The sequence below is a fragment of the Nocardia sp. NPDC050718 genome (assembly GCF_040654235.1).
In the GTDB taxonomy this organism is placed as follows: domain Bacteria; phylum Actinomycetota; class Actinomycetes; order Mycobacteriales; family Mycobacteriaceae; genus Nocardia.
On the sequence record NZ_JBFAHQ010000004.1, the window covers coordinates 83367 to 109371 of the forward strand.

The 26005-nt window shown below is 67.5% G+C and carries 24 protein-coding genes and 1 riboswitch; of the genes, 20 read left to right on the forward strand and 4 right to left on the reverse strand.

All coding sequences use genetic code 11. The features are described 5' to 3' along the window. Positions 1-2: 2 nt before the first annotated feature. Both AB0H54_RS19350 and AB0H54_RS19355 read right to left on the reverse strand, forming a co-directional pair. The gene (locus AB0H54_RS19350; protein ID WP_357346695.1) at positions 3-707 is read right to left on the reverse strand and encodes a GntR family transcriptional regulator; all 705 of its coding nucleotides are present in this window, start codon (positions 705-707) and stop codon (positions 3-5) included. Positions 708-1171: 464 nt separating this feature from the next. Then, a complete protein-coding gene (locus AB0H54_RS19355) occupies positions 1172-2251 on the reverse strand; it encodes a DUF1152 domain-containing protein (protein ID WP_357346696.1) in 1080 nt (359 codons plus the stop codon). Between the two features lie 97 nt (positions 2252-2348). Between AB0H54_RS19355 and AB0H54_RS19360 the strand changes: the two genes are divergently transcribed. From AB0H54_RS19360 to AB0H54_RS19375, 4 genes are all read left to right on the forward strand, one after another. Next, positions 2349-3089: a GntR family transcriptional regulator gene (locus tag AB0H54_RS19360; protein ID WP_357346697.1), complete on the forward strand. Its 741-nt coding sequence runs from the start codon at positions 2349-2351 to the stop codon at positions 3087-3089. Between the two features lie 131 nt (positions 3090-3220). Next, positions 3221-3643 (forward strand): hypothetical protein, encoded by a 423-nt coding sequence (locus AB0H54_RS19365; RefSeq protein ID WP_357346698.1) that lies wholly within the window; start codon positions 3221-3223, stop codon positions 3641-3643. Positions 3644-3654: 11 nt separating this feature from the next. After that, positions 3655-4143 (forward strand): DNA-directed RNA polymerase subunit beta, encoded by a 489-nt coding sequence (locus AB0H54_RS19370; protein ID WP_357346699.1) that lies wholly within the window; start codon positions 3655-3657, stop codon positions 4141-4143. Between the two features lie 92 nt (positions 4144-4235). Further along, positions 4236-4481 carry a hypothetical protein gene (locus AB0H54_RS19375; protein ID WP_357346700.1) on the forward strand — a complete coding sequence of 82 codons (246 nt, stop codon included), beginning with the start codon at positions 4236-4238 and terminating at the stop codon, positions 4479-4481. 82 nt (positions 4482-4563) lie between these two features. Here the strand turns inward: AB0H54_RS19375 and AB0H54_RS19380 are convergent, their stop codons facing one another. After that, positions 4564-4686 (reverse strand): hypothetical protein, encoded by a 123-nt coding sequence (locus AB0H54_RS19380; RefSeq protein ID WP_357346701.1) that lies wholly within the window; start codon positions 4684-4686, stop codon positions 4564-4566. Positions 4687-4786: 100 nt separating this feature from the next. Continuing rightward, positions 4787-5476 carry a transporter gene (locus AB0H54_RS19385; protein WP_357347528.1) on the reverse strand — a complete coding sequence of 230 codons (690 nt, stop codon included), beginning with the start codon at positions 5474-5476 and terminating at the stop codon, positions 4787-4789. A 454-nt stretch (positions 5477-5930) separates the two neighbouring features. On the opposite strand from AB0H54_RS19385, the gene AB0H54_RS19390 reads away from it, so the two are divergent. The 16 genes from AB0H54_RS19390 to AB0H54_RS19465 all read left to right on the forward strand — a co-directional run bounded on the left by AB0H54_RS19390 (position 5931) and on the right by AB0H54_RS19465 (position 26004). Beyond that, positions 5931-6803 (forward strand): phytanoyl-CoA dioxygenase family protein, encoded by an 873-nt coding sequence (locus tag AB0H54_RS19390; protein WP_357346702.1) that lies wholly within the window; start codon positions 5931-5933, stop codon positions 6801-6803. A gap of 81 nt (positions 6804-6884) precedes the next feature. Continuing rightward, positions 6885-8042: a zinc-binding dehydrogenase gene (locus tag AB0H54_RS19395; RefSeq protein ID WP_357346703.1), complete on the forward strand. Its 1158-nt coding sequence runs from the start codon at positions 6885-6887 to the stop codon at positions 8040-8042. Positions 8043-8163: 121 nt separating this feature from the next. Further along, positions 8164-9390: a helix-turn-helix domain-containing protein gene (locus AB0H54_RS19400; protein ID WP_357346704.1), complete on the forward strand. Its 1227-nt coding sequence runs from the start codon at positions 8164-8166 to the stop codon at positions 9388-9390. A 404-nt stretch (positions 9391-9794) separates the two neighbouring features. Further along, positions 9795-11351, forward strand: coding sequence for an NAD(P)/FAD-dependent oxidoreductase (locus AB0H54_RS19405; protein ID WP_357346705.1), 1557 nt, complete (start codon positions 9795-9797; stop codon positions 11349-11351). Next, positions 11344-12315 carry an alpha/beta hydrolase gene (locus tag AB0H54_RS19410; RefSeq protein ID WP_357346706.1) on the forward strand — a complete coding sequence of 324 codons (972 nt, stop codon included), beginning with the start codon at positions 11344-11346 and terminating at the stop codon, positions 12313-12315. The genes AB0H54_RS19405 and AB0H54_RS19410 overlap by 8 nt, the downstream gene beginning before the upstream one ends. Positions 12316-12441: 126 nt before the next feature. After that, on the forward strand, positions 12442-13857 hold the full coding sequence (locus AB0H54_RS19415; RefSeq protein ID WP_357346707.1) for an NAD(P)/FAD-dependent oxidoreductase: 1416 nt from the start codon (positions 12442-12444) through the stop codon (positions 13855-13857). 9 nt (positions 13858-13866) lie between these two features. Then, complete coding sequence (locus AB0H54_RS19420; RefSeq protein WP_357346708.1) at positions 13867-15297, forward strand: aminobutyraldehyde dehydrogenase; 1431 nt, start codon at positions 13867-13869, stop codon at positions 15295-15297. Between the two features lie 53 nt (positions 15298-15350). Continuing rightward, positions 15351-16694, forward strand: a complete 1344-nt coding sequence (gene gabT, locus AB0H54_RS19425) for a 4-aminobutyrate--2-oxoglutarate transaminase (protein WP_357346709.1) — start codon at positions 15351-15353, stop codon at positions 16692-16694. After that, positions 16691-18145 carry an NAD-dependent succinate-semialdehyde dehydrogenase gene (locus tag AB0H54_RS19430; RefSeq protein ID WP_357346710.1) on the forward strand — a complete coding sequence of 485 codons (1455 nt, stop codon included), beginning with the start codon at positions 16691-16693 and terminating at the stop codon, positions 18143-18145. The genes gabT and AB0H54_RS19430 overlap by 4 nt, the downstream gene beginning before the upstream one ends. A gap of 90 nt (positions 18146-18235) precedes the next feature. Continuing rightward, positions 18236-18451, forward strand: a riboswitch (cobalamin riboswitch). 27 nt (positions 18452-18478) lie between these two features. Beyond that, on the forward strand, positions 18479-19516 hold the full coding sequence (locus AB0H54_RS19435) for an ABC transporter substrate-binding protein (protein ID WP_357346711.1): 1038 nt from the start codon (positions 18479-18481) through the stop codon (positions 19514-19516). Further along, the gene (locus tag AB0H54_RS19440; protein ID WP_357346712.1) at positions 19513-20511 is read left to right on the forward strand and encodes an iron chelate uptake ABC transporter family permease subunit; all 999 of its coding nucleotides are present in this window, start codon (positions 19513-19515) and stop codon (positions 20509-20511) included. The genes AB0H54_RS19435 and AB0H54_RS19440 overlap by 4 nt, the downstream gene beginning before the upstream one ends. After that, positions 20508-21575 carry an iron chelate uptake ABC transporter family permease subunit gene (locus tag AB0H54_RS19445; RefSeq protein WP_357346713.1) on the forward strand — a complete coding sequence of 356 codons (1068 nt, stop codon included), beginning with the start codon at positions 20508-20510 and terminating at the stop codon, positions 21573-21575. The genes AB0H54_RS19440 and AB0H54_RS19445 overlap by 4 nt, the downstream gene beginning before the upstream one ends. Then, complete coding sequence (locus AB0H54_RS19450) at positions 21572-22360, forward strand: ABC transporter ATP-binding protein (protein ID WP_357346714.1); 789 nt, start codon at positions 21572-21574, stop codon at positions 22358-22360. Before AB0H54_RS19445 ends, AB0H54_RS19450 begins: the two co-directional genes overlap by 4 nt. Continuing rightward, positions 22357-22968 (forward strand): (2Fe-2S) ferredoxin domain-containing protein, encoded by a 612-nt coding sequence (locus tag AB0H54_RS19455; protein ID WP_357346715.1) that lies wholly within the window; start codon positions 22357-22359, stop codon positions 22966-22968. The genes AB0H54_RS19450 and AB0H54_RS19455 overlap by 4 nt, the downstream gene beginning before the upstream one ends. Before the next feature lie 355 nt (positions 22969-23323). Beyond that, positions 23324-24298, forward strand: coding sequence for a DUF389 domain-containing protein (locus AB0H54_RS19460; protein WP_357346716.1), 975 nt, complete (start codon positions 23324-23326; stop codon positions 24296-24298). 47 nt (positions 24299-24345) lie between these two features. Beyond that, entirely contained in the window at positions 24346-26004 is a 1659-nt protein-coding gene (locus AB0H54_RS19465) for a SulP family inorganic anion transporter (protein ID WP_357346717.1), read from the forward strand. Position 26005: the final 1 nt, after the last annotated feature.

A 26005-nucleotide genomic window follows, 5' to 3' on the forward strand; every position in this document is an offset into this window, starting at 1 on the left:
TCCTACTCGGCCGCCAGGGTCATCGCGACGACGGCGCGAGTGACCCGGTCGACGACGACGTCCAACGATTCGCCGATGTGTCGGCGCAACAGCTCGTACGCGTGGGGAAGGTCCTCTGCCAGAACGGCATCGAGAATGGCGAGGTGCTCGGCGATGGTCACCTCGACCCGGTTGTTGACCATGAAGTCGTACATCCGCACGTGGCGGATCCGGGCGTTCACCGCGGTCAGCGCCGACACCAGTTCGGGATTGCCCGACGCGGTCAGCAACGCCACGTGGAAGCTCTCGTCGACGACGACGAAACCCGGTTCCTGCGCGGGCGGGTCGGCCTGGAGGTCCAGCCAGCGCTGCCGTTCGTGCTCGAGCAGTTCCCGGTCGTGGCGGACCTCGGGGTTGGTGATGGCGCGCGTGATTCCGCCGAGCTCCAGGGTGATCCGAAGCTCGTAGAGGTCACGGATGCCGGTGATGCTGGGCCGCACCGGGCTGTATCCGACCTCGTCGCGCTGCAACAGTCCGTCGGCGCACAACTTGGCCAATGCTTCCCGTGCCGGTGTGCGAGAGATTCCGAATCTGGCCGACACCTTCGGCTCGGTCAGGCGTTCCCCGAACCGGATCTGCCCGTTCATGATCTCGTCGCGGAGCGCGGAATACACCACATCGCGCAGACTTCCCGGCGCCGGGCCCAGCGTATTCAGTGTGGTCGACATGCCTGTATACGCTATTGACGTGCTGTTTCTCTGAAGTCACGGAAGGTAACCGCAGCGTTAGGAACTCCTCACCGCCCGAATTCGCCGCGACTGTCCCAAGCGTGAATCAATCGAGAATCCCTTCGGCCGGCCGCGTTGTCTCGCCACACCCTGCCCCGTGGCAACGCTTCGAGGGCGGCAGAACTGTTAGCTGGGTCGAACGTGTTCGCCTAAACCTGACCAGGCTGACTCCCATGAACAGCGCGAGCCGGATGGACCGCGGCCGCCGCATTGGGCGCCAGCACGGATCGCCTCCGCGACACCGAAACCACGACCGCGCCGCGCGACCGTCAATAAGCACATATCACTTGGCGGTGACCGGTGCGTTCAACCGGATCACAGCGGGCTGACCCCGGCGCTGTTCTTGCCCGATCCAGCTGAGTGGCATCGGCCGTCTCCACCACGCGCCAGCGCGTTGGCCTGAACTAGGGCGAGGTCAGATACAGGGGCGGCAGGAAGTTGTTCGGGCGCCGCCGTAGAAGCTCCTTGCGCAAGGTATCGGCACCGGATGGGCTTGTCGCATCAGTGAGTTCGAGAACGCGACGGATGGTCAGGGCGTCGGTCCCGCGTGCTGCTGCGTCCTGAACGTATCGGTCGAGGGCACCGATATCGTCGAGGCCCGTGGTGCGTGGCTGGCGCCGCGCAACGAGCCGCTGTCGCTCGATGTCGATGTCGCTGATGCCCCGTCGCACGCGGACAAGATGTTCGGCATGGTCGAGGGTTCTGGATGTGGCCAGGTCCGCGGCGATCGAGTCGCCGGCCAGGCGGTCCGCGTCGACGCGAAAGACCGTGGTGCACCGGTCGTCGACGACAATCGAGGTTTCGCGTTGAGACTCGACACGTCCGCGCCAGCCGTTCGCGGCGACTGCGAGCAGGGCATTCGCCTCGGATGGGTGCCATTGCCATACACCGTCCAGCTGAGTGGTGTGCTGCGGCTGTAGATCGATGAGGGGAGTGGCCTCGAGTCGAGCAAGCCGACCCTCGAGTTCGTCGACGGTGAGCTCGCCGTCGAGGCTCAACCCAGTGACGAGGACGTCGGTCGGTATTCCAGTCTTGACGGCTGCTGCCAAAGCGAGCGAGTCGGCGAGAGGGCTGCGCAGCCCGGGCTCGTGGCCGGCTGCCAGGATATCGCCTCCGACATCGACCACCAGAAGTATGTCTGCGTCGAAAACCTGTGCCGCCCGCACCAGCTGACGGCTCAGTCCTCGGGCTCCCTTCGTCGGATCGGCCAGCAGCATCGGCAAATTCGTGTGGCCGGCGACCCGGGGGAGAGTGGACAGCCCGCCGGTGTTCAGGCTGGCGTTCGGTCCGACCTCGAAGAGGTCGGATCCACGGTCGACCAGACCGTCGAAGTCGGCGGCGCTGCGCGGACCGGGCGAAGGGTCCATGAGAAGCCGATCCCATGACCAGCTCATGATTGCCGAGACAGTGATCTGATCGGCGAGTGCGTGCCCCAGGACGGCGGCGGAGATGGCATCTCCACCGCCACCTGCGGCGAAGGCCACTGCGTTCCTCATGAGTCTGCCTGCTGTCGTCGAGCGAAAAAGTGGCTAATGTGGCTAGTGGCCTAGGGTACTAGGCCGCCCACGAGAGGAAGTTGCAGTGCCGAAAGTCGAGCAGGTCGCAGCGCCATACAAGCAGATCGCTGGCGCTCTGCGCGACGAGATCGTCCGGGGCGATCTGCGCCCCGGCGACAAACTTCCCTCGGAGCGGGAACTGGCCAGACGCTGGGGTGTCTCCCGCCCGACGGCATCCAGCGCAGTGGCGGTCCTTCGTGCGCAAGGCCTCGTCGAATCTCGCGTTGGGTCGGGCACGATCGTGCGTGACGTCGCGGCGGCGCCACGTGCTCGCGAGCGGTATGAGCGTGCGGCCGCGCTGGGCACGATGTACAGCGACGCGGAGAGTGTCAGCTTTCCGAGCGTCGGTATCGTCGACGCGCCAGCGGATGTCGCGCGCTCGCTCGGAATCGACCCGGACTCTCAGGTCGTCCGGCGGTGCCGACTCATCACCAACGACCGTCCGATCGAGTTCTCTACAAGCTGGTTCGCTGCCGATCTCGCCGAGTCGGCCCCGGCCTTGCTGACCCCGGAGCGAATCCGGGGCGGGACGCTTCGGTATCTGGCTGAAACGGTCGGGCTGCGTGCGTCATTCGCCCGCGATCAGGTCAGCGCCCGCATCGCCACGGAAGCCGAGGCGGACTATCTCCGGCTCGACCACGGATCGGCCGTCCTGGTCTATTGGCTCGTCGCCTATGGCCCGGGCGAAGTTCCGCTGCAGGTCGACGAGGCTGTGTACCCGCCGTCGACGTGGACGTTCCGCCAGGAGTATCCGATCACCCTCTGATCTCGCTCTCCGGAAATTTTCCAATCATCGGGCAAAGTGGCCTATGCCACTAGCCGATGAAGTGGCATAGTCCACTCAGGGGCGCCGACCGTGTGCCTTATGAAGCCACATCGCGGAGGGGACGGGCCGAGATGACCGTCGAGATGGACTGCAAGGGGATTCGGACCGACAGATCGACGGTGTGCGCGGTCGCCGTCGGTGCGGGGCAGTGGAGTTGTCCGCCGCTTCGCGGTCGAATCTTCACCGCCGATCAGGCGCTGGCGTTGGTCGTCCTCGCCGACACGATCAGCGAGGTATTGCCACTTCCCGCAGCTGATCCGAGGTGGCGTGAGCTCGAAGCGTTGGTGCGGCCGATCGGGCTGACTCTCAATGAGACGGTCCGAATGCTGGAGCTGTGCGATCCCGCCGAGATGCCCTGGATTCCGATCCGGACAGCGGCCGAGCCGGACCCATGTCCGGTCTCGGTGGCCCGCCCATGGTCATTGGGTCGGGCACTGGCCGTGGCCAGAGGTTGGTCGCGCGCCGCCGGCTCGCCTGTCGCACTGGGTAGTTGAGGGAGCAAGCCATGACGTCTGTATCTGCGGACACCCAGCAGTCCTCATCGGCGGCACCGGAAGTAGCCTTGCGAGCACACTGCGAGTTCTACCGCGCGCACGGGATCGATGCGCACGTCCAGGAGGACCTGCGGCGGCTCATTGTCGTCGCCAACAGTCGCCTGGCGGGAATGACGTTGCCCGCCGAACTAGCGACCAGGGTCCGCGATCACCTGCACGCCAAGCAGATCGGCCTCGGCCCGGTGATCTCGCACCCCCGTTCCAGGCGCTGGACCCTGCTGGTGACCGGCAACGCGCCGACCGACCGAGTCACTTGCGCACAGCTGTTCCGTCACCAGGTATCCCTGTCTCGCTCCGGAACACAGATCGCGCTCCCTGCGCCCACCGAGTGGCACGAGAATCTGCGGTACTGGGTCGAGCCGCCGACAGCGAAGCTGCCGTCCGGAGCTGTAGTAACCCGGGCGATTCTGGATTGCGTCGCACCGGCGAGCAAGCAGTGACCGCCCTCGTCGTCGCAGCCGCTCTCGCAGCCGTGATCGCCGTCCTTGTCGCACTGAACCTGTGGTGGTCGCGAGACGTGCAAGGAATCTCGGTGTCCGATGTACGCGCGGACCTCGCGCACCGCGCTCCCACGCGTCCGTTGTCCGCCGATCGTGCCCATGAACTCACCCAGAAGCACAAGCTGTGCTCCGCCGAGGACTGTGCCTGCAAACGTGCCGCGCTGCGGACACAGATCCGCGCGGGCCGGATGACGCCGACGCACGCCCTCCACGAGCTGCTGTTCAACCGCTTCGGCGACGAGGAACCGGTCGACCGGCCACGGGGGCGTCTGCGGTGACTGCCCCGACGCCCTGCGCCCGTTGCCAACCGATCAACGCTCACTCAACTCGTCGTTGGCAAGGCCCCCGTTTTGCCGCGACTTACTGGCGCTGCAACTTCTGCCGGTGCGGGTGGTCCTGCCCGTTGCTGCCGGAGAGCTCGAGCAGGACGACTCCGGCCGCGGCGAGGTCGAGAACCATCTCGACCGACTCGTCCTCGGTCATTCGCCAGCGAATCCACCGCTTTCATGGGCGCCGCCGACCAGGTCCCTGAATCCACCCGCGCTCGCGAGGCCTACTTCCTCGACTACGCCGTGACTTCAGCTCAGTGGACCGGGGAGGTGCCGACGGGGTCGATGCCTGCGCCGACCCGGCTGTTGTGGGTAGCAAAGGCGGTGTAGGACCGGTAGACGACGAGCATTGCCAGGCCCCAGGTGAACAATGCGAGGGTGTAGAAGAGGGTGTGGTTGGCGTCGTCGCCGGGGATCCGCCAGAAGTCGTAGATCGCGGCGACGACCACGTTCAATGCGGTAACGGCAGCCACCGCCCCGGCGTGGGCGCGCTCGCCGATTTCCCAGAGCCTCCCTGCGAAGTAGCACAGGAAGCCGGACGTCGCGAGCGCGGTGATCAGGAGGAATGCCTTGCCGGGGGTACCGATCTCCCGGGCGTATTCGGAGAGGCAGAACCCGAGAACGGCGGCGAGGGCGAAGGCGCTCACCTCGACCCGGGTTGTGGGCTTGTAGCCGTGGGTGACGACCAGCAATCCGAGGACCAGGATCAGCGTGAACCCGATCGAGCGCGAGAATGCGTCGAGGAAGAAGGCGATGTGGAACATCGGGGAATCGGGACCCGCCATCGTCAAGCCGTAGATCAGGAAATTCGTCCCCGACATTCCCATGATGATCCATTCGAGGCCGATCAGATAGTTGTGATGCCGCCGAATGAATTTCACGCCGCAGATGAGTCCGATGGCGATCATCCAGATGTCCGCCGCTGCGAATAATGCCTCGCGCATCGTCGCGCCTCCTTGAGTGTGACCGTGATCTCGTGCGGCTTCCACAGTGGCGGGCTTGCGGGACGCCCGATACGCCGACGTGCAGCCACATGTCGCGCCGACTGCGACACTCTGCACACCGTCCACTGGGCCCATCGAGTCAGAGTCTCGGATTCGCCTCTTGCAGCGGCCCGCGGCTGCGCAACACACGCGCCGCGTTGCGGCACCCAGGCAGGCATCGGGTTGCGATCGGACAATCGGCGACAAGGTGTGCAGCGTGCACCAGTCCCCGACGCATCCATGGGCACCGCGTCGTGGTGGACACACACCGCCGCAGGCAGAGTGGCATTACACCAGCGGCAACGAACCGCGGGTATCCCAGGAACCCGCGTCTGAGACGGAGCTCCGTGGTGAACAACAACATCCGACCTGATAGCGCTGGGTGAGTCCATTCAGTCGAGACGAAGGTGAAACCATGGCATCAATGGCAGATGGCCGGTCACGGCTCGTGCGTAAGGTACCGCGGTCGACCGATCTGCAAGAAATCTTGCAGATCGTGGCCGAGGACGGGGCGGTGATCATCAGCGAATTCTTGTCGGCCGATCAGGTCCGCCGGTTCAACGCCGAACTCGACCCCGCTCTGGGCGATGTTTCGGCGGGGTCGCAGCATTGGAACCCGATCATGCAGGAGTTCCACGGCGCCAACACCAAACGGATGACCGGACTGGTCGCGCAGAGTCCGACGTTTCGCCGGGAGATCCTCGATGATGATCTCCTGCATGCCCTGGGCGAGGGAACATTCCGCGATCATCTGGGGGACTGGTGGCTCTCGACCGGTCAGGTCATTCAGATCGGTCCCGGTAACCGGGCCCAGTTCCTGCATCGCGACAACGAGAACTATCCAGCGTTCGCCGCCATGGGCAGGAACGCACCCGAAGTGTGCGCCAATCTCCTTGTCGCGCTGACCGATTTCACCGACGCCAACGGCGCGACCCGAGTGCTGCCGGGAACTCATCTGGCCGACGATTTCGGTCAGCGCGGAGATCCCGCGGAAACTGTAGCAGCCGAGATGAGCGCAGGTGACGCCTTGTATTTCTCCGGAAAGGTGTTGCACGGGGGCGGCGCAAATCAGACCCACGACCAGTGCAGACGGGCAGTGAGCATCGCCGTCCAGGCGTCTTTTCTGACTCCGGAGGAGCCACATGCGCTGCTGATCGACCGAGAAACGATCCGCGGACTGTCGGTGCGGGTGCAGAAACTACTCGGGTTTCGCTCGCAGTACCCCGTCGGATCGCCGGGCCTGTGGATGGCCGATGCCCACGAGATCGCTGATCGCCTGGGCCTCTGACACGCCACGTTCGATGGGTCGCCACGGCAGTGCCCAGGTGGCGGCGCGCCCCCTACAGCTCAACGAATCAGGAACCACCGCATGCCTGCTCGCGACACCACCACCTCCCAGCCGACTCCGATCCGCGCCGTTGTCCTCGACGACGGCGGCACGATCACGCTCAAGGACGTCGATCTGGCACCCCCGGGACCCGGCGAGGTGCAGGTCCGGATCGTCGCGGCCGGGGTCTGTCACTCCGACCTGCACGTCACCGCCGGTGCTTGGGAGGTGCCGCAGCCGGTTGTCCTGGGGCACGAAGGATCCGGGATCGTGACCGTGGTCGGTGAAGGGGTCGATGACCTCGAGATCGGCGACCATGTCGTGCTGTCGTGGGTGCCCGGCTGCGGGGACTGCCGCACATGCCGCGCTGGGCGACCCGCGCAGTGCGCACTGGTGGCCTCGATCGTCGCGCCCGGCGGGGTGCTCTACGACGGTACGACCCGCTTGTCGGACGCGACCGGCCGCATTCACCACTATCTCGGAGTGTCCTCGTTCGCCGAGGAAGTGGTGGTCCCGGTGTCCGGCGCCATCAAGATTCGCGACGATGCCCCACTCGAAGACGTCGCGATCATCGGCTGCGCCATCGCTACCGGTGTCGGTGCGGTCCGCAACACCGCGGCGGTCAGGCCGGAGTCCACGGTCGCCGTGATCGGTTGTGGTGGAGTCGGTCTGGCGTGCATCCAGGGCGCGAGACTCGCGGGAGCAACCCGCATCGTCGCGGTCGACGTAGTGGCCGACAAGCTCGAACTGGCCGTTACGCTGGGAGCGACCGACACCGTCGACGCCGCCGCGGTGCCCGACGTGGTCGCCGCGCTCCGGTCGGCCGTACCCGAGGGCTACGACTATGTGTTCGACGCGATCGGCAAGATCCGCACCACCGAGCAGGCGATCGCCGCACTCGGGCTCGGCGGCTCGGCGGTGATCGTCGGCCTTCCTGCTCAGGGCGAATACGCGACCTTCGATCCACTCGCGCTCGCCGAAGCCGACCAGCGCATCCTCGGCTGCAACTACGGCTCATCCATTCCCCACCGCGACATCCCGGAACTGGTGGACGAGATGATGGCGGGCCGTCTCGATCTGGCGTCGATGATCTCCGCCCGTAGGCCGTTGTCGGAAGCAGCCGACGCACTCGCCGACCTGGCCGCCGGCCACGCCCTGCGCCAACTCCTCCTCCCCGGCGGGGCCGCCGTCGGGGGCTGAGTGCTTCGAGCCCCACTCTGCGCCGTTGCCGATCACAGCCACGGCGGGAGGTAGTGAGGTCGTCGTGGCGGTTCTCGGAGAGTCGGATGCAATCGAGCCATCGATGGTGAACAGTGCACCCATGGAGGAACTGTGGCCGGTGCCAAGCGAGCGGACGTGCGCGTTGATGCGCGCCGTTGCCGAACGGATCCTGCCCACCACCGAGGACTTTGTCGACGAGGTGTTCGCCGCCTCCCAGCTCGGCACCCAGTACCAGTTCGTCGTCGACGATCCGGTGCTCGCTGCGGGGGACCGGCGAATGCACAAGGCCTACCTCATACATTGGCTCACCGGGACCATCCACCATCCCGGTCGACGGGTACCACTGTTCGAGGATCCCGAGACCCTGAGATTCGCCCGTGACCTCGTGCGGCGAGGTCTGGACACCGGCGATCTGGGATCGTGGCGTGCCGCCCAGTGGGTCGCGTGGCGCCGGTGGACCGACGAGTGTTTCGCCGCTACCGGTGATCACGAACTGCTGCGCGAGACCTTGCAGGTGTCGGGCTACTCGATCATCACCTTCGTCGACGACTCGATGGCAGCTCTGGCCGAATATGTCGAAGCCGAACGCACCGACCTCGCTCGCAGTGCCAACGCCGAACGGCACGCCACCGCTCAGCTGCTGGTCGAAGGCGCGCCTATCAGTCGTGCGCGCGCTGAGGCGCGGCTGGGTTACGCCCTCACCGGCACCCATGTGGCAGCCATCGTCTGGGTGGACTCCAGCGAACGCTCCGAGGCGCTCGAGGCAGCAGCCGAGCATGTGATGCGGGCCTGCGGCGCCGGACGGCGTTTGACATTGGTGGCGAGCACGAATGCGCTCTGGTTGTGGATTCCCACCGATCAAGTCCCGCCGACCTCCGTGCTGCAACCGGAGCTGGAGGGATTGCCCGGGGTAAGAGTGGCGGTGGGCCGGCCAGGACGGGACATCGAGGGCTTTCGCCGCACCCACCTGGATGCGGCCACCGCGCAGCGAGTCCTCGCACGGCTGGGTTCGGCCCGCCGGGTCGTCCGGTACGAGGACATCCAACTCGTCGCGGCCCTGTCCGCCGACATGACCCAAGCCGAACAGTTCGTCACCGATACGCTCGGCGAATTCGCGACCGCCGACACCCTGCTGCGAGAGACAGCCCTGGCCTACGTGCAAGAGCGTTTCAACGCCACCAGCACCGCCGAGCGACTGTTCACCCACCGCAACACCATCGAGCGCCGATTGGCGCGCGTCGACCGGATGTTGCCGATACCGCTGGTCGAGAATGCGACCAGTGTGGTCGCGGCGCTGATGTATCTGCAGCTGCGCGATGACCGTTGACGGGTTACGCCCGGAGCTGAAAACGGTCGGCGTTGCGAGCCTTTCGAGTTCGGCCGGTGAAATCGTGAACTCGGTTGCCGGCTGCGATGCGCTGAATTCATGAAAGCCTGACGTGGATCCCGGCCCGGCGCTTCGGTGTGCCGGGGGACACGTCGTTGCACCCTCATCCATCACCGATGCGACACACCGCGCCACCGCCGCTCGGCTGGTTCTGCTGGGCCGTGTCCAACGACTCGGCGGTAGCTCATCCCGGGTTCCGTCCGGCGAGACCAACACGCACAGACCGACAGGTGTGCACTGTGCACCGGTCGAGGCCACAGGTGGGGCACGGCGCTGTATTCGGCGACATAGCGCCGAGGCGAGAGTGGGTTAACGCCTAACCAACGGAAAATGGGGTGAATGTGATGAACACGTCGATCGTCAACGAAGAGTTCGACATCGTGATCATCGGTGCCGGAATCTCGGGAATCGGCGCCGCCCGCTACGTCACGAAAGCATTCCCGACCAAGCGTGTCGTTGTGCTGGAAGGACGCGACAATATCGGTGGTACGTGGGATCTTTTCCGCTACCCCGGTATTCGATCTGATTCGGATCTGCACACCTTCGGCTTCGAATTCAAGCCGTGGAAGGACAGGGCCGCGATCGCGGACGCGCCACTCATCCGCGACTACCTGCGCGAAACCGTGCACGAGAACGGCCTCGAGCAGCTGATCCGGTTCCGGCACCGAGTGACCTCGGCCGACTGGTCCACCACCGAGGCGGCCTGGACGCTGCGGGTCCGGATCGACAATGGCACCGACTCGGTCACCCACCAGCAGATCAAGGCGAACTGGGTCTTTGCTGCGACCGGCTACTACCGCTACGACGAAGGTTTCACTCCGCACTTCGAGGGACGCGACGACTTCGGCGGCGACATCCTCCATCCCCAGCACTGGCCCGAGGACTACGACTACGCCGGCAAGAAGGTGGTGGTGATCGGTAGCGGCGCCACCGCGATCACGCTCGTTCCGTCGATGGCCACGGGCCCGGGCGCGGCCGAGCACGTGACCATGCTGCAGCGCACCCCGACGTATGTGATGCCGATGCCCCGGGTGGATTCGCTGGCGCTGGCACTGACCAAGCTGTTCGGGGAACAGCGCGGATACGCACTGACTCGGTTCAAGAACATCTGGCTCGACCGCGGGGTCGTGAAGGGCCTGCGCATGTTCCCCAGGGCCGGGCGTGCGCTGATCCGCCGGGTCAACAAGCGCCTGCTGCCACAGGGTTTCGACGTCGACACCCATTTCAACCCGCCCTACGATCCGTGGGACCAGCGGCTGTGCCTGGCACCCGACGGCGACTTCTTCGCATCGATCCGCAACGGCGTCGCCTCGGTCGTTACCGACAAGATCGAGCGATTCACCCCGGATGGCATCTTGCTCGAATCCGGTCGCGAGCTGCCCGCCGACGTCATCGTCACCGCGACCGGCCTGAACCTGCAGCTGTTCGGGGGCATGGACCTGCGAGTCGACGGCACTCCGGTCGACCTCGCCGAAACGATCGCCTACCGCGGAATGCTGCTCTCCGGCGTGCCGAACTGGGCGATCGCGGTCGGATACACGACATCGTCGTGGACGCTGAAGATCAGCCTCTTGTGTCGCTACTTCTGTGACCTGCTCGCGCACATGGACAGCCACGGCTACGACACCGCGATCGCGGTCGCCGAGCTCGGCATGCAGACCAAGCCCGTGCTCGACATCAGCGCCGGGTACGTACTGCGTTCCCAGCACACCGTGCCCCGGCAAGGAACCGAACTGCCCTGGCGGATGGGACTGTCCTACCCCGAAGACGCCAAACTGCTGCGGGGCGCGCTGTTCGACGACAGCCTGCACCTCAGCGCCAGTACCGACCAGCCCTTCGCCGGCGGCTCATCCACTCGCGGGGAACTGGCCGGAGCCGCACAGGAATCCGGCAATGTCTGAGCGGCCCGAGGCGAGCACGGACCAGTTCACACTTCTGCCCAACGGCATCCGGGTCTGCTATCGCGTCGACGGTCGGCCGGGTCGACCCGCGGTCCTGCTCATCGGTGGCCTCGGTGAAGACCTGACCATGTGGTCCCAGCACTTCGTGACCGCGCTCGTTTCCCGCGGTTTCCTCGTCATCCGGGTGGACAATCGGGACAGCGGTCGGTCGACCTTCGTCTCCGATCCCGCCCCGGGGGTCCTCCGGCTGGTCTCGTCGCGCCCACGATCGGATGCCTACACCCTCACCGACTGCGCCACCGATTGCGCGTACCTGATCGAGCACCTCGGCATCGGTCCCGTTCATCTGGTCGGGCGATCGATGGGCGGCATGATCGCGCAGCAGGTCGCCGCCGAATTCCCCACGTACGCAGCATCATTGATTTCGGTCTACTCAACGACGGGCCACCCTGCGGTCGGGCGAGCATCGATGAAGACGACCTTCATCCTCGCCACGCAGTCGCCGCGGACGAAACCGCAGGCGATCAAAGCGCACCTGCGCCTGACCGCCAACTTGGCGGGTGCCGGGTACCCCATCGATGAACTCGCCGAGGCCGAGCACGCAGCCGTCCAATGGGACAGAACAGCCGGTGACGGCCCCGCCGGAATGCAACGCCAGCTACAAGCCATCCTGGCGTCCGGCGACCGCACCGCCGAGCTGCGCACGATTCGCGTACCCACACTCGTCGTCAACGGCGAACGGGACCCCCTCGTCGACCCCTCGGGGGGCGAGGCGACCGCGGCCGCCATTCCCGACTCCCGCCACCTCGTCATCGCGGGGATGGGCCACCACATCCCGGACTCGCTGGCCGACGTGATCGTCGAACACATCGCCGCGCATGTCGACAAGCACTGCACCACCACGAAGCCCAGACAGCGTCGCCGACGCACCACTGCCACAGGGCGATCCGGAGGAACGCGATGAACAAGACCACCGACACCCGCGCCGGCCTCGCCGACCAGCTCGACCGCCGCGTCCGCTGACAAGAATCCGCCGGACCGCCCTGGCTCCGGCGCACTTCACTCTTTCGACCGACAAAGGAGTCACACCATGAGCGAGCAATTGACAGCCGACGTCGTTGTAGTCGGTGCCGGAGTATCGGGCCTCACCGCAGCCCGTCGACTCCACCAAGCCGGACATTCTGTCGTCGTTGTCGAAGCCGACGACCGGGTCGGCGGACGCACTTTCAACCTCGATGTCGTTCCCGGTGTGATCACCGAGGGCGGCGGGCAGTGGGTCGGACCCGGCCAAGAGCACGTGCTGGCGCTGCTGGACGAACTCGGCCTCGACACGTTCAAGACCTACGTCGAGGGCAAGTCGATCTACCTGCGTAAAGGAAAGAAGAAGCTCTACAAGGGCACGATCCCGCCGCTGAACCCGATGGTCCTGGCCGACTTCGCGCAGTTGCAGCTGCGCCTCGAGCGGATGGCGAAAACCGTCCCGCTCGACGCCCCGTGGAAGGCACCTGAGGCTCGTCACTGGGACAGCATCACCTTCGGCCGGTGGGTCGACGCGAACTCCTTCACCAAGGAAGTTCGGCTGCTGTTCAAACTGGCCTTCACCGTCACCGACGGTGAAGACCTCCACAGCACCTCGCTGCTGGTGCAGCTGACCCGCATCGCCGGCTGCGGCGGGATCGACCATCTGGTCAACATCACCGGCGGCGCTCAGGAATCCCGCGTAGTAGGAGGCACCCAGCTGATCTCGCTGCGCATGGCCGACGCCCTGCCCGGACAGGTCGTGCTCGACTCGCCGGTCTCGCGGATCACGCAGGACAGTACCGGGGTGACGGTGTCCTCCGCGCGTGTCGATGTTCGCGCGGAACAAGCGATCGTCGCTATGGCGCCCTCGGATGCCAACCGCATCCGGTTCGCGCCGGATCTGCCTACCCGCCGGGCCATGCTCCAGCGCCGTTGGTGCAACGGCACCGAAAGCAAACTGTTCGCGATCTATGACCGACCTTTCTGGCGTGACCAGGGATTCAACGGCCAGGCGATCACCGATCTGCGGGTCGCCAACTACGTCGTCGACAATTCGCCGCCCGACGGCAGCGTCGGAATCCTCCTCACCTTTCTCGGCACCGCCGGATCCGGGTACGGCCTGCACTGGAGCGACGAGATCCTCGACAACCCCGAAGTGCGTCGTGCGATGTTCCTGGCCGACTTGCAGACACTGTTCGGGCCCGAGGCAGCCCAGCCGCGGGCTTACCTGGAGAAGGATTGGACGCACGAACCGTGGATCAGCGGTTGCGTGAGCTCCCGTCCGCCTGGCGTGATCACCCAGTACACCGATGCCGATCGGCAACCGGTGGGACGCGTTCACTGGGCCGGCACCGAGACCGCCACCGTCAACCAGGGCTACATCGACGGCGCGGTGAGCGCGGGGCAGCGAGCCGCCGAAGACGTCGGCCGGGCGCTGGTGCACAACGCACCGACCGCGCCCGCTGTCACCACCGCACAACTCTGAGAGGAAATCATGCCGATCGCGCTGTTGCGCAACTACGTCGATGGCTTGTTCGTGGCCTCGGTGTCCCAAGAGGCCTTGGACCTGGTCAACCCGGTCGACGAGCGCGTGGTGGGCCGAGCACCGGTCTCGACTCGCGAGGATGTCGAGGCGGCGGTCGCCGCCGCGTCACGAGCGTTTGTCACCTGGGGCAAGACCACCCCGGCCTTCCGGCAGACGGTGCTGTTGAAACTGGCCGACGCGATCGAGGCACACAGCGATGACATCGTCGAAGCGCAGTGCCGCAACACCGGTCAGCCGCGAGCGGTCATCGCCACCGAGGAAGTGGCAGTGGCCGCCGACCAGCTGCGCTTCTTCGCCGGCGCGGCCAGATTGCTCGAGGGAAAAGCCGCCGGGGAGTACATGGAGGGATACACCTCCTACGTGCGGCGCGAACCGATCGGGGTCGTCGGGCAGGTGACGCCGTGGAACTACCCGTTCATGATGGCGATCTGGAAGATCGGACCCGCCCTGGCCGCCGGTAACACCGTCGTCCTCAAACCGAGCGACACCACCCCCGAAAGCACCCTGGTTCTCGCCCGGCTGAGCAAGAACATTCTGCCCGACGGGGTGTTCAACGTAGTACTCGGCGACAGCACCACGGGCGCGGCACTGGTGTCACGTCCCGCTCTCGGCCTGGTCTCGATCACCGGCTCGGTGCGGGCCGGGATCGCCGTCGCGGCCGCGGCGGCGGAGCAGGTCAAACGTGTACACCTCGAACTCGGCGGCAACGCGCCGGCGGTGGTGTTCGCCGACGCCGACATCGACAAGGCGGCCGCCGGCATCGCCGAAGCGGCCTTCTTCAACGCCGGACAGGACTGCACCGCCGCAGCCCGGGTCCTGGTCCACCACTCCGTCCACGATCAACTCGTCGAGTCGCTGGTGAAAAAGGCGGAGACCCTACGGCCGGGACTGCCCGAGGACCCGAATGCCTACTACGGCCCGTTGAACAATATCGACCACTTCACCACGGTCACCGACAAACTCGATGCGTTGCCGTCGCACGCCCGGATCGTCACCGGCGGCAAACGCGTGGGAGACCAGGGCTACTTCCTCGAACCCACCATCATCACCGGCGTCGGCCAGCACGACGAGATCGTGCAGCAGGAGACCTTCGGGCCGGTGCTGACCGTGCAGTCCTTCATCAACGAGTCCCAGGCCGTCGACTACGCCAACGACGTGCACTACGGCCTGGCGTCGAGCGTGTGGACCCGCGACCACGGCACCGTCGAACGACTCACCCGGGCACTGGACTTCGGCGCGGTATGGGTGAACTGCCACATCCCGCTGGTCGCCGAAATGCCCCACGGGGGATTCAAGTACTCCGGATACGGCAAAGACCTCTCCGCCTACAGCGTCGAGGAATACACCCGCATCAAGCACGTGATGAGCACCCTCCACTGACACCAGGGCAAACCCCCACCCACCTTCCGATCGATTCACCTGGAGTCTCTCTGATGACCGACATCGCCTATCGTCTCGCGCAACAGCGCTCCATCGTCACCGCGCTGCCTGGGCCGCGTTCTGCCGCACTGGCGAAGCGGCGCGGACAGGCTGTCGCGGCCGGGGTCGGTTCTGCGGTCCCGGTGTATGCCGCCGACGCCGATGGCGGGGTGATCGTCGACGTCGACGGCAACTCCTTCATCGATCTCGGCTCCGGGATCGCGGTGACCACCGTCGGCGCCGCCAACCCGGAGGTGGCCTCCGCGGTGGCCGAGCAGGCCCGTCGCTTCACCCACACCTGCTTCATGGTCACCCCGTACGAGGGATACATCGAGGTCGCCGAACAACTGGCGGCCTTGACCCCGGGCGCACACGACAAGCGCACCGTCCTGTTCAACTCCGGCGCCGAGGCGGTGGAAAACGCCGTCAAGGTGGCGCGGCTGGCCACCGGCAAGACCGCGGTTGTCGCCTTCGACCATGCCTACCACGGCCGCACCAACCTGACCATGGCACTGACCGCGAAGTCGATGCCCTACAAGACCCAGTTCGGGCCATTCGCGCCCGAGATCTACCGGATGCCTGCCTCGTATCCCTACCGCGACAGGCTGACCGGTGAGCTCGCCGCACGCCGCGCCATCGAGCAGATCGACAGGCAGATCGGCGCCGAATCGCTGGCAGCGATCATCATCGAACCGATCCAGGGCGAAGGCGGCTTCATCACCCCGGCCCCGGGTTTTCTTCCCGCGCTGGCCGATTGGGCCAAGCGGCACGATGTGGTGTTCATCGCCGACGAGGTGCAAACCGGTTTCGCCCGCACCGGCGCCTGGTTCGCCAGTGAACACGAGCAGATCGAGCCCGACATCATCACCATGGCCAAGGGCATCGCTGGCGGTATGCCCCTGGCCGCGATCACAGGCCGCGCCGAGCTCCTGGATGCGGTGCATCCGGGCGGACTCGGCGGCACCTACGGCGGAAACCCGGTGTCCTGCGCGGCCGCGCTGGCCACCTTGCGCACGATGCGCGAACTCGACCTGCCTGCCCGGGCGCGGGCGATCGAGCGCGCGATCAAACCACGGTTGCACGAAGCGGCCGACCGGACCGGAATCATCGGCGACGTTCGTGGCCGCGGCGCGATGCTGGCCATCGAGATCGTCCACCCCGGCTCCACCGATCCAGACCCCGACCTCACCAAATGGATAGCTGCGGAAGCCCTCGCCCAGGGCGTGGTCCTGCTGACCTGCGGCACCCACTCCAACGTGATCCGATTGCTGCCACCCCTGGTGATCAGCGACGCCCTGCTCGACGAGGCCATTACCGTGCTCGACGACGTCCTGCACGCCGCGGCAGGCCGCCGATGACCGACATCGACGCCTTCCTGGCCACGCTGCCGACCGACCTGTGGATCGGCGGGCACCAAGCTCCGGCGGCCGGCGGGTCGCGGTTCCCGGTCTACGACCCTGCCACCGGAAAGGTCCTGGTCGAAGTGGCCGACGCCGACCCCGCCGACGGCGCGCAGGTCCTGACCATCGCAGCCGCAACGCAACCGGCGTGGGCGGCGACAGCGCCCCGAAGGCGCGCGGAAATCCTGCACCGGGCATGGGAACTGGTGACAGCACGCCGACACGACTTCGCCCTGCTGATGACCCTGGAAATGGGCAAGCCGTTGCCCGACAGCTACGCCGAGGTCGGCTACGGCGGTGAATTCCTGCGCTGGTTCGCAGAGGAAGCCGTGCGGATCAACGGCCGCTACACACCCTCCCCCTCGGGGAACGGGCGAATCCTGGTGACCAAACAGCCCGTCGGCCCGACCTTGGCGATCACACCGTGGAACTTCCCCCTGGCCATGGGCACCCGCAAGATCGGTCCCGCGCTCGCCGCCGGCTGCACAGTGGTGGTGAAACCCGCCTCCGAAACGCCGTTGACGATGCTGTTCCTCGGCCAGATCTTCGCCGAGGCCGGCCTGCCACCCGGTGTGTTGTCGATCCTGCCGACCTCTCGATCAGCGCAGCTGACCGACCCGATGCTCGCGGACCCGAGGCTTCGTAAGCTCACCTTCACCGGATCCACCGCGGTGGGCAAGCACCTGCTCGCGCGCGCAGCCACCTCGGTGCTTCGCACCTCGATGGAACTCGGCGGCAACGCGCCATTCGTCGTGTTCGCCGACGCCGACATCGACGTCGCGGTCGAGGGAGCGATGGCCGCCAAGATGCGCAACACCGGACAGGCATGTACCGCCGCGAACCGCTTCCACGTCGACAACGCGGTCCGCGCCGAATTCACTGCCCGCCTCACCGAACGCATGCGTGGGCTTGCCATCGGCCCGGGCCACCTCGACGGCGTGCAGGTCGGCCCGTTGATCACCGACAAGCAGCGACACTCGGTCGACGAACTGGTGATCGACGCCGTCACCAAGGGCGCGGTGGTCACCACCGGCGGCGCCTGTGCTGACGGCGACGGCTACTTCTACGCCCCGACCGTGCTGAACGACGTCAGCGCCGATGCGCGCATTCTGCGTGAAGAGGTATTCGGGCCGGTCGCCGCGATCACCGGCTTCGACGACGAGGACCAGGGCATCGCCGCCGCCAACAACACCGAATATGGCTTGGCTGCCTACATTTACACCCGTGACCTGCACCGGGCGCTGCGAGTGTCGGAGGCGATCGAAGCCGGTATGGTCGGCGTGAACCGCGGACTCATCTCCGACGTCGCGGCCCCGTTCGGCGGAATCAAAGAATCCGGCCTCGGTCGGGAAGCAGGCATCGAAGGCATCGAGGAATACCTCGACACCAAATACATCGCCCTGCAGTAGCTGATGCCGGTCGCGCCCTGAGGCTTCGGGGGCAGCGGCACCGTTACAGGCGAAACATCCGAACAGCCCGAAAGTCGATGCCGACAGACCAGTCGGAATGGTGATCTTGGTACAGTGCCCGAGCCGTGGTGTTCGGGAAACCGGTGAGAAACCGGTGCGGCCCTCGCCACTGTGATCGGGAGCGGCGGATCGATCCGGACGACATCTGTCGACCGGAGCCACTGGGGCACTTGTGTCCTGGGAAGGTGGGTCCGCCGCGCACAACCCCCGTCAGCCAGGAGACCGGCCACGGCCTAGTACACCCATTCCACGAGGACCTGGAAGGCCGACACCGTGACCCTGTCTGTTCTCACGCGCCTACGTACCGGCGCGTTGATTGCCTGTGCGATCGTCATCGCCGGCTGCGGCGTGCAACCCGGCCCGCACGCCGACGGTGCGAATGCCGTGACCCGCGCCAACTGCGGAATCGATATCGCCGTTCCCGCGCCACCGCAGCGGATCTACGCCGCGTATCAGCCCTCGATCGAGATCGCGCACGCGCTCGGCGTGACCGACCGCCTCGTCGGCACCGCCTTCCTCGATTCGACCGTGCTGCCCGAATATCAAGACGCACAGGCGAAGTCGGCGTATGTCGAGAAGCTGCCGAGCCGCGACGAACTGCTCGCCCAGAATCCGGACTTCGTGCTGTCGGGGTTCAACGGGGTGTTCGCGAAGTCCGCGCAGCAGAGCGTCGGTACCCGTGCGAGCCTGCACGAACTCGGGGTACGCACCTGGGTGCTGAGCCCGCTGTGCCCGAGTGCGGACGGCTTGGCCGACGAGGCGATCGACCCGAGGACCGTGCGCTTCGACAATGTCTACGCCGACCTGCGTGACCTGGGTGCCCTCTGGGGTGTCTCGGGGCGGGCAGAGGAGGTGGTCGCCGGGCTCAGCGCTCGCATCGACGCGGTCAGGACGAAAGTCGGCACCGCGTCGAGGCCGCGGGTCGCGGTGGTCTCGCCCAAGGAGGACGGCACTTTTCAGGTGGCGGGCGGCATCGACTTCGTCACCCAGATCATCGAGGCCGCGGGTGGGGTGAACGCCTTCGCTGATCTCACCGCGCGCCGGAACGTCCAGATCGGTGCCGAGGAGCTCATCGCCCGCGACCCCGACATCATCCTGACCAGCCAGTGCTGCAAGGCGACCTACACCCGTGCCGACGCGAAGCCGCAGGTCGACCGGATCGTCGGCAACCCGGCCTTCGCCACCCTCACCGCCGTTCGCGCCGGGAAGGTGCACCCGTTCCTGTTCGCGGATCGGGCCGCGGGCGTGCGGATCGCGCACGCGACCGAGCTGGTCGCCGAGCTGATCCACCCCGAGCTGTTCGGGCGGTGACGCGCGCGGTTCGCGGTCCCGGCCTGCTCGTGGCCGGGGCCGTGCTGGCCGTCGTCGGTGCCGCGTCGATCCTCATCGGGGCCAACGCCGTGCCCCCGGGTCAGGCGATCGCGGCGTTCACCGACTTCACCGGCTCCGACAGCGACCACATCATCCGCTATATTCGCCTGCCGCGCACCGTCGCCGGGGTGCTGGCCGGTTCGGCGTTCGCGCTGGCGGGGGCCGTGATGCAGGGGCTGACCCGCAATCCATTGGCCGGCCCGGGTCTGCTCGGCATCAACGCGGGGGCCTCGCTGGCGATCGTGCTCGCCATGGGCGGGTTGAGTGTGGCGACGCCGGCCGGCTACGTCTGGTTCGCCTTCCTCGGCGCCGCTGTGGCAGCGGTCTTCGTCTACTCGCTGGGATCCCTCGGCTTCGGCGGCGCGACGCCGGTGAAGCTGGCCCTGGCCGGTGCCGCGTTCGCCGCGCTGTGCGGGTCGATCACCACCGCGATCACCCTGCTCGACCGGACGAAGTTCGAGAACTTCCGGTTCTGGGTGGTCGGGTCGCTGACCCGGGCCGACAGCGAATCCGTCTGGGCGATCGCGCCGTTCATCGTGGCGGGTGCGGTGCTGGCGACGGTGGTGGCGCGGCCGCTGAACACGATCGCCATGGGCGACGACCTGGCCCGCACCCTCGGCACCCGCCTCGGCGCGGTACGCGCGCTGGGCGCCACCGGTGTCGTGCTGCTGGCCGGTGGCGCGGTGGCGATCGCCGGGCCCATCGCGTTCGTCGGGCTGGTGGTTCCGCACATCGCGCGGTTCTTCGCGGGCCAGGACTACCGGTGGGTGCTGGCCTGGTCGGCGGTGCTCGGGCCGTCGCTGCTGCTGCTCGCCGACATCCTGGGCCGTCTCGTCGCCCGCCCGGTGGAGATCCAGGTCGGCATCGTCACCGCCTTCGCGGGCGCGCCGTTCTTCCTCTACCTGGTGCGCAACCGGAAGGTGGCCACGCTGTGACGACGACCGAACGGCGGGTGCTGCCCGCAGGCACCCTGCTGGTGCGCTCGCCGAGCCGGCGGATCGTGATCCGCGTCCAGTGTCGATCGCTGCTGCTCACGGCACTGATCACCGCCGCGGCGCTCGGGGTGGCCGCCTATTCGCTGACGGTCGGTCACTTCCCGCTCGACGTCGCCGACGTGCTGCGGGTGCTCGCGGGCGGCGGCACCCTCATCGAATACGACGTGGTCGTCGCCGACCGGCTGCCGCGGGCGCTCACCGGCCTCGGGGTCGGTGCCGCGTTCGCGCTGTCCGGGGCGATCCTGCAACGCATCGCGACGAATCCACTGGTCAGCCCGGAGATCATCGGCATCAACGCCGGAGCCTCGCTGGGCGCGCTGGTGGTGAGCGTGATGCTCGGCGGTGCCGGGGTGGCACTCGTCGGCGGTGCGCTGGCCGGTGCGTTCGTGGCCATGGCGATGATCGTCGTGGCGGCGACCAAGGACGGCCTCGACGGCTACCGCCTGGTCCTGGTCGGCATCGGCGTGACCGCCATGCTGACCTCGGCGATCTCCTACGTCCTGACGACCGCCAGCGTGTACCAGGCGCACACGGCCGCCATGTGGCTCACCGGCAGCCTCGCCAATCGCGACTGGAACCATGTGTGGTTCGCCGCCGCGGCCCTGGTCGTGGTCGTGCCACCGCTGCTGGTGCTCGCCCGGTCGCTGCCGCTGCTCGAACTGGGCGACGAACTCGCCAATTCGCTGGCCGGACAGCGCGGTCCGCACCGCACCACCCTCGTCGTGCTCGCCGCCATGGCCGCCACCCTGGCCACCGCCGCGGCCGGACCGGTCGCCTTCGTCGCGCTGGTCGCGCCGCAGATCGTGCGTCGGTTGCTCGCCGAACGCGGCGCCGGGCTCGCGCCCGCCGCCGCCACCGGTGCGCTGCTGGTCGTCGCCGCCGATCTGGCCGCCCGGTCGCTGTTCCCGGCGGAACTGCCGGTCGGTGTGGTGACCGCGCTGCTCGGCGCGCCCGTCCTCGTCTATCTCCTCGCCCGTGCAACCCGGATCGGACACGCTGGATGACCGCACATCTCACCACCGACGCGCTCACCCTCACCTACGGTGACCGCGCGATCGTCACCGACGCGACCGTCGACTTCCCCGCGGGCCGGTTCACCGTGATCGTCGGCCGCAACGGCTGCGGCAAATCGACCCTGCTCCGCGGCCTGGCCCGGCTCCTGCCGCCCACTTCCGGCGCGGTGCTGCTCGACGGTGCCGACCTCGCGCCCCAGCCCGCCCGGGCCGTGGCTCGCAGACTCGGCATGCTGCCGCAGCAGCCGGTCGCCCCGGACTCGATCACGGTCGGCGAACTCGTCGGGCGCGGCAGACACCCACACCAGCGCTGGTTCCGGCAATGGTCGGCGGCGGACGAGACCGCGGTGCGCGCCGCGCTGACGGCCACCGACACCCTCGACCTGATCGACCACACCCTCGACCAGCTCTCGGGCGGGCAGAAGCAACGGGTGTGGCTGGCACTGGCCATCGCCCAGGAACCGGAGGTGATGCTGCTCGACGAGCCGACCACCTTCCTCGACCTGGCACACCAGCTAGACATCCTCGATGTGCTACGGAACCTGTTGCCGCGCACCATCATCGCGGTGCTGCACGATCTGAACCTGGCCGCCCGCTACGCCGACCACCTGATCGCGATGAAGGACGGCCGGGTGGTCGCGCAGGGCACCCCTGCCGACATCGTGCGCCCGGACTTGGTCGCCGACGTCTTCGGCGTCACCTGTGCGGTGATCGAGGATCCGATGACGGGTACCCCGCTGGTGGTGCCGGCCGGTCGCGAGGTGCGGACCGCGTGAACCGCCGCCACCTCCTCGTCGCCCGTCCCACCCCGTCCGGTGTCGACGTCCCCGCCGTCGACGCGCTCGCGCGCGCCTGCGGCCTCGGCTACGCCCTCCTCGACCAGGGCGAACCAACGATCCACGAGGTTCTCGACGCGGCCGCCGCGGAGAATGTCGCGGTCACCCTCATCCCGCTGGCCGTGCCGCGCGACCGCTACCTGGAGACCTGGATCGATCGCGCGGTCGCCAACTGGCGCGAAACCCGCGCCATCGACCTCGACATCCGCCGCACCGACGGCGTCGACACCGCCACCGGATTCACCGACGTCATCCGCACCCGCATGCGCGAACCGGGCACGCCCGTCACCGCGAGCCCCCGCGCATTCCGCAGCCCCGCCTGGTCGGAGATTCCGCGGCACACCGGCCACATCCTGGTCTGCCGCGGTCCGCGCTGCACCGCGTACGGAGCCGCCGAGCTCCACCGAAGTCTGCGCGCTACCCATCCCGACGCCCTCGTCACCCCGACCGGCTGCCTGACACCCTGCAACCTCGGACCCCTGTACATCACCTATCCCGACGGACAGTGGCATTCCGCCGCCGCGTCCCGCCCCGAGCCGACCGCCTAGCTCAGAACACGATGTGGGGCTGGGACGGCCGTGCACGACGTTGCGGCCGACTCGTCGCCGATCGCGTGATCGGACGCTCGGCCGAGTTCATCCCGTTCGGATGAGGTCGCGGCGGCATCGCGGTGTGATGCTGCGGAGGCGGCCTCCGCCTGTGCGGGAACCGGCCGGTGATGGCGCTCAACTGTTGTGGGAAGGGAACCGATGACCAGTCAGCGGGAAGCCTCGGCCCGATCGAAGCGGGGACGCTACCGTTCGGCGCCAGCCTGGATTTCGCGGATGCCGAGCGGCGGAGCATCGCTTCGCTGTCGCGGGGCGTGGTGCGCACCGCGTGCGCTTCCCCGGTCGTGACGTCGTGATGCCCGCATCGGACTTCCTGGTTCCCGCGGATCAACGCCGATCGCTGGACGAGCTCACCGACAAACTGGATCTGTCGGTCGGTGCGGTCACCGCGAAGCGGTCGGCGTTCTGGATCATGCTGGTGCTCTCGGCGGTGATCGCGATCTCGGGTGTCATCGGTGACTCCACCGCCACCGTGATCGGCGCGATGATCGTGGCGCCGCTGTCGGTACCCATCCTCGGTGTCGCGCTGGGCGTGGTCACCGGACGCGCCGCACTGGTCGGGCGCAGCCTGATTCTGGTGCTGGCCGGGATCGTGGTGGTCGTCGCGCTCGGATTCGTGTTCGCGCAGGTGTTGCCGAACCCGGTCAACGTGCTGACGAACGCACAGGTGGTCGGGCGGACCTCGCCGAAACTGATGGATCTGACCGCCGCGCTGGCCACGGGGTTGGTCGCGGCGGTGGCCATCACCCGGCGTGATGTCGGCGATGTGCTGCCCGGTGTGGCGATCGCGATCTCGCTGGTCCCACCGCTGGGTGTGGTGGGGGTGTGCCTGGGCTCGGACGCGCCGTCGCTCGCACTCGGCGCGTTCGTGCTGTTCGCGTCGAACGTCGTCGCCATGATCATCACGGTGACCGCGGTGCTGCTCATCGCAGGCTACGCGGGGGAGGCGCAAGCCTCCTCGGCCCGGCGCGGTCGCGCGTATCTGGTGCTCGGTGCCGCGTTGGTGCTGGTCGCGATTCCGATGGTGATCAATTCGCTGTCGACCCTGTGGGCCGGGCAGATCGCCGACGCGACCCGGGACTGGCTGGGTGACGCGCCGGGAGCGCAGGTCATCGATGTGACGGTGCAGGGCGACACCGCGACGGTCTCGGTGCTCGGCCCGCAGCAGCTGCCACCGGTGGCCGAGTTACAGGACGTGGTGGACGATCTCGTGCCGTTCGACCCGAAGGTGATCGTCGTGCACACGGTCGGCGCCAGACTCGAGGACTGAGATGATCGCCGCACCGGGACTGCCCGGCGGGCCGGGAGGGGCGTGGCATGCGTAACCCATTCGCGGGGCAGCGCATGACCAAGGCCGATGTCGTCGCGGGAGTTCCCGGCGCGATCGGCGGAGTCTCCGACGGCATGGCGGCGGGCATGCTGGCCGGCGTCAGCCCGGTCCACGGGCTCTACGCGAGCCTGGCGGGACGCTTCTTCGGTGGGATGGGCACCAGCACGCGGCTCATGGTGATCACCACGACCAGCGCGTCGGCCCTGGCGGCCGGCTCGGTGCTCACCGACGTCGCCCCCGAGGACCGCTCGGCCGCCATGGTCGTGCTGACCCTGATCGGCGGCATCGCGATGATCGCCGCTGCCGCACTGCGGTTGGGCCGCTACACCCGGTTCGTCTCCCATTCGGTGATGACCGGCTTCCTGCTCGGCGTCGCGGCCAACATCGTCTTCGGCCAGTTGCCGGTGCTGGTCGGCGCGCCGTCGGAGGGGTCGGTGGCCGCGCTGAAGGCGGTGCACGTGGTGCTGCATCCGCGCCAGATCCACTGGCCGTCGGCCGTCGTCGGTGGGCTCGCGATCGTGCTGCTGGTCGCGTTGGCTCGCACCAGGTTCCGCACCGTCGCCTCGCTGGCCGGTCTCATCGTGCCGACCGCGTTGGTGATCGGTCTCGGCTGGGAGGGCGTGGCGACCGTCTCGGATTCCGGTGAGATTCCCCGCGGATTTCCCCTGCCGCAGGTGCCCGAGCTGAGTGTGCTGTCGCCGTCACTGATCGCGGGTGCGCTCGCGGTGACCGTCATCGTGCTGGTGCAGGGCGCCGGGGTGGCCGAATCGTCGCCGAACCCGGATGGTTCCCGAGCGAGGACCGACCGTGACTTCTGCGCGCAGGGCATCGGCAATATCTTCGCCGCCTTGTTCCGTGGGATGCCGGTGGGTGGTTCGGTGGGTCAGACCGCGATCAACGTGAGTTCCGGCGCGCGGACCCGGTGGGCGGCGATGTGGTCGGGACTGTGGATCCTGGTCATCCTCGTCGCGCTGAGCGGCGTGGTCGGCCGGGTACCGATGCCGACCTTGGCGGCGATCCTCATCGTGGCCGCGGTCGGCTCGATGGATCCGGACCGAGTGCTGGCGATCTGGAGCAGCGGCACCATCTCGCGCACCGCCCTTGGCGTCACCTTCGTCGCGACCCTGCTGCTGCCGGTGACCTCGGCGGTCGGGGTCGGCGTCGCGATCTCGCTGCTGATGCAGATGAACCAGGAGGCCATCGATCTGAAGGTCGTGCGCCTGCGGGTGGAGGGCGACCACCTGCTCGAGTCGACGGTGCCGAAACACCTGTCCGACAACGAGATCGTGATCCTCGACGTCTACGGCAGCCTCTTCTACGCGGGCGCGCGGACCTTGCAGACGCGGCTGCCGGACCCGGCCGGAGCGACGGGGTGCATCGTCATCCTGCGCCTGCGAGGCCGCGCCAGCGTCAGCTCGACCTTCCTGCACATCATCGCCGACTACGCGCGCCGCCTCGACGAGGTGGGCGGACGCCTCTACCTGAGCGGGATCGACCCGCAGATCCGCGCGGTCTGGACCGACGAACTGCTCGACAGTCAAGGCATCGAGATCGAGTTCTATCCGGCATCCAGCACGATCGGGGAATCGACGTTGTCGGCCTACGCCGACGCCGAGGTCCGGATCGACCAGCGACGGAGGACCTGAC